At 69.8% G+C, this 10315-nt stretch carries 17 protein-coding genes; 8 read left to right on the top strand and 9 right to left on the bottom strand.

Annotated elements, in window-relative coordinates:
* Positions 1–12 precede the first annotated feature (12 nt).
* The 5 genes from ACFU7Y_RS31300 to ACFU7Y_RS31280 form a co-directional block, all read right to left on the bottom strand.
* Entirely contained in the window at positions 13–195 is a 183-nt protein-coding gene (locus tag ACFU7Y_RS31300; RefSeq protein WP_224282416.1) for a LysE family transporter, read from the bottom strand.
* Positions 195–359 carry a DUF6879 family protein gene (locus ACFU7Y_RS31295; protein WP_224282417.1) on the bottom strand — a complete coding sequence of 55 codons (165 nt, stop codon included), beginning with the start codon at positions 357–359 and terminating at the stop codon, positions 195–197. Before ACFU7Y_RS31295 ends, ACFU7Y_RS31300 begins: the two co-directional genes overlap by 1 nt.
* The gene (locus ACFU7Y_RS31290) at positions 352–663 is read right to left on the bottom strand and encodes a hypothetical protein (protein WP_224282418.1); all 312 of its coding nucleotides are present in this window, start codon (positions 661–663) and stop codon (positions 352–354) included. The genes ACFU7Y_RS31295 and ACFU7Y_RS31290 overlap by 8 nt, the downstream gene beginning before the upstream one ends.
* A gap of 278 nt (positions 664–941) precedes the next feature.
* Positions 942–1193 (bottom strand): hypothetical protein, encoded by a 252-nt coding sequence (locus ACFU7Y_RS31285; RefSeq protein WP_224282419.1) that lies wholly within the window; start codon positions 1191–1193, stop codon positions 942–944.
* Positions 1193–1555, bottom strand: coding sequence for an ATP-binding protein (locus ACFU7Y_RS31280; RefSeq protein WP_224282420.1), 363 nt, complete (start codon positions 1553–1555; stop codon positions 1193–1195). Before ACFU7Y_RS31280 ends, ACFU7Y_RS31285 begins: the two co-directional genes overlap by 1 nt.
* A gap of 73 nt (positions 1556–1628) precedes the next feature.
* Here ACFU7Y_RS31280 and ACFU7Y_RS31275 point away from each other — a divergent pair, with 73 nt between their 5' ends.
* Both ACFU7Y_RS31275 and ACFU7Y_RS31270 read left to right on the top strand, forming a co-directional pair.
* A complete protein-coding gene (locus ACFU7Y_RS31275; RefSeq protein ID WP_380770407.1) occupies positions 1629–2660 on the top strand; it encodes a helix-turn-helix domain-containing protein in 1032 nt (343 codons plus the stop codon).
* Positions 2661–2670: 10 nt separating this feature from the next.
* Complete coding sequence (locus ACFU7Y_RS31270; protein WP_224282422.1) at positions 2671–2862, top strand: DUF397 domain-containing protein; 192 nt, start codon at positions 2671–2673, stop codon at positions 2860–2862.
* A gap of 195 nt (positions 2863–3057) precedes the next feature.
* On the opposite strand, the gene ACFU7Y_RS31265 is transcribed toward ACFU7Y_RS31270, so the two are convergent.
* Entirely contained in the window at positions 3058–3639 is a 582-nt protein-coding gene (locus ACFU7Y_RS31265; RefSeq protein ID WP_224282424.1) for an HD family hydrolase, read from the bottom strand.
* A gap of 13 nt (positions 3640–3652) precedes the next feature.
* A complete protein-coding gene (locus tag ACFU7Y_RS31260) occupies positions 3653–4762 on the bottom strand; it encodes a helix-turn-helix transcriptional regulator (protein WP_224282430.1) in 1110 nt (369 codons plus the stop codon).
* Between the two features lie 149 nt (positions 4763–4911).
* Between ACFU7Y_RS31260 and tgmA the strand changes: the two genes are divergently transcribed.
* Genes tgmA through ACFU7Y_RS31240 form a run of 4 tightly spaced genes read left to right on the top strand, consistent with a single transcriptional unit; the run spans position 4912 to position 7694 of the window.
* Positions 4912–5250 carry a putative ATP-grasp-modified RiPP gene (gene tgmA / locus ACFU7Y_RS31255; protein ID WP_308020253.1) on the top strand — a complete coding sequence of 113 codons (339 nt, stop codon included), beginning with the start codon at positions 4912–4914 and terminating at the stop codon, positions 5248–5250.
* Complete coding sequence (gene tgmB, locus ACFU7Y_RS31250) at positions 5247–6221, top strand: ATP-grasp ribosomal peptide maturase (protein ID WP_224282425.1); 975 nt, start codon at positions 5247–5249, stop codon at positions 6219–6221. The genes tgmA and tgmB overlap by 4 nt, the downstream gene beginning before the upstream one ends.
* Positions 6218–7360, top strand: a complete 1143-nt coding sequence (gene tgmC, locus ACFU7Y_RS31245; RefSeq protein ID WP_224282426.1) for an ATP-grasp peptide maturase system methyltransferase — start codon at positions 6218–6220, stop codon at positions 7358–7360. The genes tgmB and tgmC overlap by 4 nt, the downstream gene beginning before the upstream one ends.
* A gap of 40 nt (positions 7361–7400) precedes the next feature.
* Positions 7401–7694, top strand: coding sequence for a DUF6087 family protein (locus tag ACFU7Y_RS31240; protein ID WP_380770406.1), 294 nt, complete (start codon positions 7401–7403; stop codon positions 7692–7694).
* Positions 7695–7995: 301 nt separating this feature from the next.
* Here ACFU7Y_RS31240 and ACFU7Y_RS31235 read toward each other — a convergent pair whose 3' ends face one another.
* Entirely contained in the window at positions 7996–8349 is a 354-nt protein-coding gene (locus ACFU7Y_RS31235; protein WP_224282428.1) for a transcriptional regulator, read from the bottom strand.
* On the bottom strand, positions 8346–9005 hold the full coding sequence (locus tag ACFU7Y_RS31230) for a hypothetical protein (protein ID WP_380770405.1): 660 nt from the start codon (positions 9003–9005) through the stop codon (positions 8346–8348). Before ACFU7Y_RS31230 ends, ACFU7Y_RS31235 begins: the two co-directional genes overlap by 4 nt.
* A gap of 320 nt (positions 9006–9325) precedes the next feature.
* Between ACFU7Y_RS31230 and ACFU7Y_RS31225 the strand changes: the two genes are divergently transcribed.
* Both ACFU7Y_RS31225 and ACFU7Y_RS31220 read left to right on the top strand, forming a co-directional pair.
* On the top strand, positions 9326–9724 hold the full coding sequence (locus ACFU7Y_RS31225) for a recombinase family protein (protein WP_224285641.1): 399 nt from the start codon (positions 9326–9328) through the stop codon (positions 9722–9724).
* A gap of 190 nt (positions 9725–9914) precedes the next feature.
* On the top strand, positions 9915–10315 hold a 401-nt coding region (locus tag ACFU7Y_RS31220), incomplete at its 3' end, for an AAA family ATPase (RefSeq protein ID WP_380770404.1).

The raw sequence follows: 10315 nt of genomic DNA, 5'->3' as shown, positions 1-10315 counted from the left end.
CGCCCCAGCCGGTCATTCGCCCCCGAGGGCCACCTTGACGCCGAAGCCGACGAGCACCGAGCCGGTGACCGCGTCGATGGCCCGCCGCACCGAGCCGCGGTTCAGCCACCGGCGGACGAGCTGGGTACCGAGTACCAGCGCGCTGAACCAGACCAGCCCCTCCAGCTCGTGCACGGCCGCCAGGACCACCCCCATCAGCAGGTGCGCAGCGCCGCTGGGGATGAACTGGGGCAGGTCTCCACCACGAAGTCGTGGAAGGGATGCCACCACTCGTCCCGGTCCTCCAGGGAGTACCGGTGCCCGGCCTTCCACGCGGCGAACTGTTCGGCTTCGTCGGCAACGCTGTACTGATCACGCATCTCCAGATGCACGGCCGACTTCTTCGTCTCCCGGAGCAGAGTCCTGAAGTCCGGCACGTTCGATGGCATCGCAAGCCTTCCTGATGAAGGGGATCATTCGCTCGGGGATACTGATCACGGACTCGTGGGCAGGCACGCCGACCTTGTGACCGACAACCCACTCGGTCTCGCTGACCTCCGCAAGCTCGGCCCCGGTGACAGTGTCGCTCTGAATCACGAGTCGACGCTGAGCCACGTCCGCCCAGACGGTGGGCGAGCCTTCCTCGTTGGTCTCAGGATCGATTCCGAAGAACCCTAGGCCCATGATTCCCTCTCCTGTCACGTAGCTTGCGCATTCTTGCGACCGGATGTGACGCGCCTACCAGCATCCGGCGCCCGGTGCCGCCTTGTCCGGCGTTTCCTGACGAACCACCCGCCTGGTCGAGCTCGGAGCCTGGAGCAGTGCCGCAGCCCCCGGCGCGCGGGCGGCGGGGGCCGGCGGTCAGGCGTCCTCGTCGGGCGGGGTCGCGCGGAGGGCGGTGACGACGCCCAGGGCGACGGTCGCGAAGGCGAGGGCGAGGAGGACGGCGAAGGCCGTCCCGATCAGGAATCGCACGGCATCTCGCGTTCGGCGTCGAGGAGCAGGACGAGGAGGTTCAGGAGCGTCGACGCGGGCGCGGTGTTGAAGCGGACGAGGACGCGGCCGTCGAGGGTCTTGTCGGTGGAGGCGGAAGGAAAGATCAGGCCGAACTTCCTCCCGCGCTCCTGGACTTCGGCGAGGAGGGTACGGACGTGGTCGTCGGTGTAGTGCCGGATCCGGGGGTCGGTCGGCAGCATCGGGTGGCGGCGGGCCATCACGCGGCACCGTCCAGCTCGAACCAGACGGACTTGGCGCGCTCGTGGGGGTCGACGCCCCAGCGGTGGGTGAGGCCCTCGACGAGTTGGAGGCCCCGGCCGGACTCGGCGAGCAGGGACAGCGGTGGGGTGGTGGGGAGGATCGGGCTCTCGTCCGTGACGGAGACGCGGAGCGATTCGTTGATGGAGATGATCTCGACGAGCGGAGCGGGGGTGCCCCCGTGTCGCCAGGCGTTGACGAGGAGCTCGCAGAGGGCGAGCTGCGCGTCGAAGATCACGGACGGGGACCAGCCGACGCGGGTCATGGTGTTGTGGAGGGTCTGACGGGCGATGGCGATGGTGGGGGTGTTGATGTGACGCATGGGAGTTCTCCCGAGGCGTGAGTAAGGGGAGGATCCGGCGGAACATGTGTCGCCGTGAGCCAGGCCAGCGGAGATGGGCGTGGCTGCTCTGCGGTGCTTGCTAGCAGGCGTTACTGACGATCCGTCGGATCAATCTGAGATCGACCATACCCGATCGGAATCACATGTGATCCCAGATCCGGATACATTCACCCCCAAGTGGACCCTGCGCACAACAGCGCGGCAGACTTGGTCCACACCGGCCAGGAAGGTGCCAATGCCGCCACGAGCACACCCGACGCTTCGCCAGCTCCGCATCGGGACCGAACTCCGGAAGATGCGCGAGGCTGCAGGACTGTCGACCTCCAACCTGAGCAGAGCCCTCGGTATCGACCGGACTCAGGTCAGCCAGATCGAAGCGGCCAAGGTCGGCGTGAGCCCTGACCGGCTCCGCTCGTTCGCCGCTGCCTGCAAGTGCATGAATGAGCCTCTGATCGATGCGCTGGAAGCCATAGTCCTGGACCGGTCCAAGGGCTGGTGGGAGGAGTATCGGGGGACGGTCCCCGATGGCGTTCTTGAGAATGCGGAGTTGGAGAAGACCTCCCACGGACTCAAGCTGTGGCTTCTCACTCACATGCCCGGACCATCCCAGACCCTCAGCTACGCCTCGGCCGTCTTCGGACGCGTCTTCCCTCCGCTGCCCCGGCATGAGGTGGAAGCACGCACGGCATTCAGAATGCAACGCAAGGCAGACCTGCGCCGCAACCCGAAGCCGACGACGTTCTTCATCTATGAGTCAGTCCTTTGGACGCGATTCGGTGGCATTCCGACCCTCAAGGAACAGCTCTCCTCGCTACTCGAAGACTCCGAGCTGCCTTGGCTGACCGTCCGAGTCGTACCCTTCGACATCGAAACCTTCCCTGGGGCTGCCGAGAACCTCACCTACGCCTTCGGCTCTGTCCCTGAACTCGACACCGTCGAACGAGAGTCCTCCCATGGACCCGAATACCTCGATGCCGTCAGCGAGCTGAACAGCTACCGATACATCTTCGATCGCACAGAAGCTTCGGCATTGAGCGAGACTGACTCTCGTGACTTGATCCACAAGATCGCACAGAACCTATGAAAGGCCCGATATGACGGACACCGAGTGGCAGAAATCCTCGTTCAGCGGCAACGTCGAGAACTGCGTGGAGGTCCGCACGGTCGCCGGGGCGGTCGAGCTCCGCGAGTCCGACGAGGCCCACCTCATCCTCCGCACCACCCCGACCGCCCTCTCCGCCCTCCTCCACGGCATCAAAACCGGCGAGTTCGACCACCACGCCTGACAGCCCCACCCCGCGCCCCTCGCCCTCCCCGGGCGAGGGGCGCAACCACCGCACGGCGAAGGCCAAGGCGTCAAACCAGGCAGGAAACAATTATCGCGCCCGACCGGACCGACTGCGCCCGGCCGTCGGCTGCGGGATCTGCCGGGGGCGAGGCGTCTTCCTGCCGACAGAGTGACTCGGCCGACGTCCGGCGGGTCAGTTCGGCTGCTCTCCGAGGGCAGTGCGGAGCCAGTCGAGTGAGTCGGCCGCCAGAACGGCGTCCGCTAGCTCGTTGGCGGTCTTCGTGGTCAGCCGCCCACGGCTGTTGTCGATCCACCGCTGGGCGTTCGCATAGCCCTGAGCCCGGTACTCGATGCCTTGGATCAGGCACTCCAGCTTGTCGGCGTCCCGGGCGCAGATCGCCTCCGGCGACTCCTTCGCCTCGTACTCGGCGATGAGCTCCTGCACGGCCGACGCCAGCACCTCGGGCATGCCGGCGACTTGGTCGGCCGTCACCGCCTCCGGGTCGGCGCTGGTCGCGTACTTCTTCCCCACGTAGTTGACGTCCCCGGTCCGCGTCTCTGCGATGTCGTGCCAGGTGGCGAGGAACGCCGCTTGCGCGGGGTCGGCGCCTTCGAGCTTGGCGATGATCGAGGCGAGGAGCGAGGTGCGCCAGGAGTGTTCGGCTACCGACTCGGGGTCGCGGACGCCGGCCATCCACCAGCCCGTGCGCCTGGTCTGCTTGAGCGTCCCGGCTTCGAACAGGAAGCGCGCCACCGAGGACAGGTCATCGGACACCGTCGGGCTCCTCTCACGCCTCAGCGAGGCGGATTGCGTAACGGACGTTCTCGAGTTCGCGCCGCCCGCGCGACGAGAGCTCAGCGCTATCCAACATCATGGGAAGTCGGTCTCGTAGAACACTTGCTGCTGCTCCGGAGCGCAGCAGGTTCGGCCGGATCTGGAGCAAGGACCACACGCTGTGGATGTTCAGGTCGAGGTAGCCGTGGCGGGTGTCGATGCCATCGGCGAGGTGAGCGAGTAGCTTGTGTCCGGGCCAGGGGCCCGGTGCCGGGGACGCGATGAAGTCGTCGGAGAGTTCGAGTGGGATCTCGCCGATCCAGTACGCCCAGTAGTTGAGGTTCGCGGCTGCGCCGGCGTCGTCGGCGAGGGCGGTGTCGATGAAGTGGGACATGCGGTCCGGGTCGCCGTGGCGGGCGGAGACCATCGCGACGGAACGGAGGTTGAGCCAGTTGCTCAGCCAGTCGCTCGGTCGCGCGGTTCGCTGTTGATGGGCAAGCCACGAGCACGTGTCGTCCTGGTCATCAAGTCCGGCGAGGTAGAGCGCCTGGCGTCGGAGGAGGAACTGGTTGCTCCCACGGGCCTCCTCTGCTGTGCGCCGCATGTTGGCGAAGAACCTGGCGCGGTCGCTCGTGGTGAGCTCCGGACCAGTCGGTACAGGCCCCCGCCGGGAGCGAGCCGCTGTTGGCAACTCACGGAAACGCCGGGGTGTCCCACCGCCGAGTGGCCACGCCAGGATCTCGATGAGGTCGCGCTGTATCACCATCGACCCAAGCGGACCGGCGCCGGTCAGGGCGCTCTCTCCGAGGGCACTGACGAGGAGCACATCGGCCTCAAGGGCACGTTCGAGGGCTTGGAGGAGGGTGGGCGGAGAGCCCATCCGCATCAGCCGGTGGCGGTGCGCGAGCACCTGCCCGATGGGCACCGCGGTGAGCGGGCGTCGGCCGCTCTCCCACCCCGCGATCGTGTCCGCCGAGACTGCCAGACGTTCGGCGAACTCCTCCTGGGTGCAGTCCTGTTGCTCTCGGATCACCCGCAGGACGTACCCGGAGATGATGCCCGCGCGAGGGCGAGGGCCCCGACCTTGACTGGCGGTCGGGGTTTGGCGTGAGCTTGATCGCAAAGAAGCCCCATCTTCGGGAGTCCGCTCCGGTTTACCCGTACTCGTGGTCACTGCACGTTCCGACTGGTGACTCCTACCGTCGTAGACGTGCCCGGTCGAGGCTAGCCGGAGGCCGCCCTGGCGGGCCTCCCCCTTCCTCGAACCGGTGAATGGGAACCACCGAAACCATGGAGGCACCGATGTTCGCGTACACGGATCGGATCCCGACCGGGAGCCCGCTCCCGCAGGGGCACATGACCCCGACCCCGTTCGTCGTCGGACGGATCGCCCCGTACCCGCCGTTCGAGGCGGGCGTCACCGCTCGCCGGATCGAGCTGGACCCGGCGAGCCAGACCGCGAAGTACTTCGGTCCGGACGGAGCCCCGATGATGATGCCGGGTCATGGCACCTCGTCCGGCACGAACCCGCCGACCGGAACCACCGGGCAAGGCGACACCCAAGGAGGGGACGCCGCGGACAGCGACACGGGGAATGACACCGACCAGTGACGTCGACCGACACGGGACCGGTCGCGGTCGTCACCAACCTGCAAGACCCGACCGCTGACCTGGTGATCACCGAGCTGTACGACCGGGGTGTCCCGGTCGTACGGTTCGACGCTGGCGACTTCCCCGCCACCCTGTCCTGCTCCGCCCGAATCGGCGGCAGCACACGGGAATGGGAGGGAAGCATGCGAACGCCCACACGGCTCGCCGGGCTGGGCTCGGTTCGGTCGTTGTACTACCGGCGGCCGTCCGCGTTCGCGTTCCCCCACCTCGCCCCGCAGGACGCCCGGGTCGCCGCCGCACAAGCCCGCTACGGCCTCGGCGGTGTCCTCGTCTCGCTCCCCGGGTGCCTGTACGTCAACCACCCGAACCGGATCGGCGATGCCGAGTACAAGCCCGCCGGCCTGGCCGCCGCCGCGGCCTGCGGCTTCCAGGTTCCACCGACCCTGCTCACCAACGAGCCTGACGAGGCACGCCGGTTCATCAAGACGCACGGGCAGGTAATTCACAAGCCGATCAGCATGCCGACGTACGTGATCGACGGCGTAGCCCAGACCGTCCCCGTCACCGAGGTCACCGCCGGGGAGATCGGCGGCTCGGTGGCCGGCACGATGCACCTCTTCCAGCAGCGCATCGACAAGATCTCCGACGTGCGGGTCACGGTCATCGGCGCGCGGGTGTTCGCCGTCCGGATCGACTGCGACCTTCTGGACTGGCGCGTCGACTACTCCGCCCACACCTACACGGCGATCCAGGTCCCGGAGCGTGTCGAGCGCGCCGTGTTCGCCTACCTCGCGCACTTCGGGCTGGTCTTCGGCGCGTTCGACTTTGCCCTCACCGGGCCGGGGCACGCCGATGACAGCTGGGTGTGGATCGAATGCAACCCGTCCGGGCAGTGGGCTTGGATGGAGCCCCCGACCGGGCTGCCGATGACCGCCGCTCTGGCAGATCTTCTCCAGCGAGGAGCAGCATGACCGACACCGCACAGCTTCGGCGACGCCTCGCCGACGACATCACCGGGCACGGGCTCACCGAACCGGCCTGGCGCAGGGCGATCGAGGACGTCCCGCGCGAGGTTTTCCTCTCCGATGCTGTGTTCCGCCGGGGCCAGGACGCTCAGGGCGTGACGGTCTACCGGCCGCTGCGCCGCCAGGAGGTCACCGCGGACAAGTGGCTGGCGATGGCGTACAGCAACGAGACGTGGGTGACCCAGGTCGATGGGATCGACGCCGACAACGCGACCGGCCCGGTGCACGGGCTGCCGACCTCGTCGTCGACGCTGCCCTCGCTCGTCGTACGGATGCTGGAGGCCGCCGGTATCGGGGAGGGCGATCGGGTGCGGGAGATCGGCACCGGGACCGGGTTCTCCACCGCGGTCCTGTGTCACCGGCTCGGAGACGACCTGATCACCTCGGTTGAGGTCGACCCGGCGGTCGGCGCTCGCGCGCGCAGGGCGCTGCACGGCCTGGGCTACTCCCCGTCCCTGGTCATCGGCGACGGCCTGAACGAGCGGCAGGCCGGCGTCGAGTTCGACCGGATCGTGGCAACGTGCTCGGTGCGCAGCATTCCGTACCCGTGGCTCTGGCAGCTGAGGCCCGGAGGCACGATCACGACGTGCCTCGGCGGGTGGATGCAGGCCTCCGGGTTGGTGCACATCACCGTTCAGGAGGACGGCAGTGCGACGGGCCGGTTCACCGGTGAGCAGACGGCGTTCATGCTTGCCCGGCCCCACCAACCGCCACCGCGCCTGACGTTCACCATGCACTCGGGCGTCCCCCGGCCGACCGGCCTCGACCCGTCCCGCCTGTGGTCGTGGACCGGCAGGTTCCTCGCCCAGTTGGCCGCGCCGTCAGCCGAGTTGCTGGGCGCCGGTGCCCAGGTGATCCTGCTGGACACGGCAACCGGCTCCCAGGCGTGGACGGAGGTGGACGGGTCCGGCTGGACGGTTCACCAGCGCGGGCCGCTGCCGCTGTGGGATGCGGTGGAACACGCCTTCGAGCGGTGGGAGAGGGCCGGCGCCCCGGAGCAGGACCGGTTCGGCCTGACGGTGGCGGAGGATCAGCGGGTGTGGATCGGCGATCCGAGCGGTCCGAGCTGGCTCCTGCCCTCCTGAGCACCGTTAGGCTGGGCGCCCCGTCACGGAGGAGGACCAGGTGGACGAGGACGAGCCGCTGAAGCGGTGGGCGGCCCGCCGGGACTCGCAGCGCCGTTCGGTCGGCACGCTCAAGGCCGTCGTCCTCGGCTTCGAGGACGCTCCGTCCCACCTGCGCCAGGGCGAACCACGGCTGATCTCCCGCTGGGACGGCTACCAGTGGGTGCCCGAGACCATCGCACCGGACTACGCCGCCGCGCAGCGACTCGTCTGCGGCATCGAGGGGGACGGTGTGATCCCGATGCCGTCGGCCCAGCCGGCGAAGAAGCCCGCAGGCAAGCACCGCAAGCCCTGACCACTGGCCTGGTGCCTGGCCCCGGCGGGGGCCGGGCACCTGCGCACTCCACGTGGGCGACTTTCAGCTGTGGCGTCGCCGACATCGGGCACGCCGACCCGAACCTGGGCCAGACGGGAGAAGCCGGACCGGTGGGGCCGGTGCGGCCCCGGCGGCCGGTGGCAGGGCGGCCAGGGACAGCGTGCTGCCCGCGCCGAGCCCGACGGCCGTCCTCCGGCGCTTCGTGGTTCGACGTCTCGAAGCGCGGAGAACGGCCCCTCCGTGGTCCCCACTGGGACCGCGGTCCGACAGCTCAAGGGGTTCAGCCCGGGGCGGGAGCCGCCGCAGGACCGGGGTCGGTCTTCCCCTCGCCTCCTTCGAGCTGGTGGATCAGGGTCTTGAGCGTCGCGATCTCGTCGTGCAGGGCCTTCTTGCCCGCCTTGGTGAGCTGGATCCAGGTGCGGGCGCGTTTGCCCTCGTAGCCCTTGTCGATCGTGACCAGATCCGCCTTCTCCAGGACCCCGAGGTGCTGGGAGAGGTTGCCGGCGGTGAGACCGAGCGTGGTGCGGAGGAACGTGAACTCCACCCGCCGGGCTTCCTTGGTCACCGCGAGGATGCCCAGGCGGACGCGTTGGTGCACGACGTCGTCGAGGCTGCTGGTGGGGTGTTCGGTCATGCGGCCGACCGCTCCTTGCCCCGTTGCAGCAGGGCGAGGCCGATGCCGCCGAGGAGCAGCACACCTCCCTCGAACAGGATGCCCGGGAAGCCCCACGGTGAAGGGTCGGGAAGGTCGCCGGCGCTGAGCATGACGCCAAGGTACCCGCAGGTGATGGCGAGGAGCGGCCAGCTGCGTTCGATCCGGGCGAGCAGCAGCAGCGCCAGTCCGATCGTGCCGGCCGGGCTCACCACCGTGTTGAAGACCAGGGCGACGGGCGACGGTCCGTGGAGGTCGGCGAGGAAATCCGGGCGCAGGGCCCGCCACGCCACGTAGCCGGTGATGAGCGCGACCAGGGCGATACCCAGCGCCAGGTACGGTCCGACCCTGGTGCCCAGGCCGGTGCGGGCGGAACGCCGCAGGTAGAACCAGCTGATGGCGGCGTAGGCGAGCACCAGCGCCACCGGCCAGTACCACATGGCCGGCGGCAGGCCACCGGGGTGGTGGTCGCCTTGGCCGTAGCGGACCACCGGTGCGGCGGCGAAGCGCACGGCGGCGAAGACGAGGAGGGCGAACCAGGCGCCGCGTTGCTCACGACGGATGTGGCGGACCAGGGCCTGCTTCATCGCCAGGAGGTTGCGGGGGTCGTTCGAGGACGGGACATGGTGAGTCGTCACGCCAACCAGGTTTGCATGACAAACTGATTGCGTCTAGAGATCTCTTTGCGATGCCCGTGGACACCACTCCCGCGCGAACATTCAGGCGATGTCTACATGTTGACGCCCCGTCGGTTGAATGAACCGCCGTCGCGTGCCGCAGGGGACGGCCGGGACGCGGGCGGCGCCCGGGGCCTGCGGGGCCTGGCGCCGCCTGCCCGGCGGCCGCGCGATTGGGTGGCGACCGCTATTGATCCCGCACTGTTCACCGGGGCCTGCTGGAGTGGACGGGTTCTCCCCCACCCCGTCGCACTCCTCGCCGAACAGGTCAGGTGAACGACATGGCCGACCGCCCCCTCCCGCCGACCCGCCGCCCGGCCCGGGCCGCGCTGTACCTGCGCTGCTACCCCGCCGACCCGGCGGGGCTGGAGTACCAGCGCGCGGCACTGGAGCGCCTGGCCCGGCAGCGCGGCCTGCCGGTGCCCGGCGCGTTCCTGGACGACGGGGTGCGCTCCGGCGACCGGCGCCCCGCCCTGGAGCGGCTGCTGGAGCGGGCCGGGCAGGGCTGGGTGAACGTGGTGCTGGTGCCCGGGCCGTTCGTCTTCTCGCTGGACGACCACAGCGCCCGGGCGACCGTGCGCCGGCTGGAGGCGCTGGGCTGCACGGTGCTCGAACTGCCCGGCCGGGGCGTTCTGCCGCACCGGCTGCCGGTCCCCGCCCGTACCGCACGTATCGCCTGAACGCCCAGCCCCGCCCGTCCCGGGTCCTGGTGCGCAGGCGGCGACCCGACGGGTACCGCCGGGAGCCGTCACGGCATGATGTGCCCATGGCCTTCGCACCCCTCCTCGGCGAGCGCCGCGCACCCGAACCAACCGGACGGCCGTGAGTCGGCCCGTCGAGCCGGGATCGCCCGGCGCCGGATTCGCGTTCGTGGGACGTCGGCCGGAACTGGACCGTCTGACCGGGGCGATGCTCCGCCCGCCCGCCGTGGTGCTGGTCGAGGGCGAGGCCGGCCTCGGCAAGTCCCGCCTGGTGGCCGAGGCCGCGGCCGGCGCGGCCGCGGCGGGCCGCCGGGTGCTGACCGGCTTCTGCCACCCGCTGCGCGAGCCGCTGGCCTTCGGCCCGGTGGTGGACGCGCTGCGCGGCGTCGGCCCGTTCCTGCCGCCCGCCGACCGCATCCCGGCCAGCGCCGGGGCGCTGCGCCCGCTGCTGCCCGACCTCGCCGACCGGCTCCCGCCGCTGCCCGCGGGCGTCGGCGAGGGGCCGCCGGGGCTGCGGCTGCTCGTCCAGGCGGTGCGCGCCCTGCGGGGCGCGCGCGGCGAGACGGTGCT

This window comes from Kitasatospora sp. NPDC057542 (assembly GCF_042801945.1).
GTDB lineage: Bacteria > Actinomycetota > Actinomycetes > Streptomycetales > Streptomycetaceae > Kitasatospora.
The sequence above is the reverse complement of the archived record's forward strand: the minus strand, read 5'-3'. Positions and strand labels throughout refer to the sequence as shown.

What these genes read in the sequence shown, in the direction of transcription:
- ACFU7Y_RS31290 (WP_224282418.1), bottom strand. Translation starts at nt 663, where the DNA reads ATGGGCCTAGGGTTCTTCGGAATCGATCCTGAGACCAACGAGGAAGGC.
- tgmA (WP_308020253.1), top strand. Translation starts at nt 4,912, where the DNA reads ATGGGAACCACCGAAACCATGGAGGCACCGATGTTCGCGTACACGGAT.
- tgmC (WP_224282426.1), top strand. Translation starts at nt 6,218, where the DNA reads ATGACCGACACCGCACAGCTTCGGCGACGCCTCGCCGACGACATCACC.
- ACFU7Y_RS31300 (WP_224282416.1), bottom strand. Translation starts at nt 195, where the DNA reads ATGGGGGTGGTCCTGGCGGCCGTGCACGAGCTGGAGGGGCTGGTCTGG.
- ACFU7Y_RS31270 (WP_224282422.1), top strand. Translation starts at nt 2,671, where the DNA reads ATGACGGACACCGAGTGGCAGAAATCCTCGTTCAGCGGCAACGTCGAG.
- ACFU7Y_RS31285 (WP_224282419.1), bottom strand. Translation starts at nt 1,193, where the DNA reads ATGGCCCGCCGCCACCCGATGCTGCCGACCGACCCCCGGATCCGGCAC.
- ACFU7Y_RS31280 (WP_224282420.1), bottom strand. Translation starts at nt 1,555, where the DNA reads ATGCGTCACATCAACACCCCCACCATCGCCATCGCCCGTCAGACCCTC.
- ACFU7Y_RS31225 (WP_224285641.1), top strand. Translation starts at nt 9,326, where the DNA reads ATGGCCGACCGCCCCCTCCCGCCGACCCGCCGCCCGGCCCGGGCCGCG.
- ACFU7Y_RS31275 (WP_380770407.1), top strand. Translation starts at nt 1,629, where the DNA reads ATGGGCGTGGCTGCTCTGCGGTGCTTGCTAGCAGGCGTTACTGACGAT.
- ACFU7Y_RS31295 (WP_224282417.1), bottom strand. Translation starts at nt 359, where the DNA reads ATGCGTGATCAGTACAGCGTTGCCGACGAAGCCGAACAGTTCGCCGCG.
- ACFU7Y_RS31235 (WP_224282428.1), bottom strand. Translation starts at nt 8,349, where the DNA reads ATGACCGAACACCCCACCAGCAGCCTCGACGACGTCGTGCACCAACGC.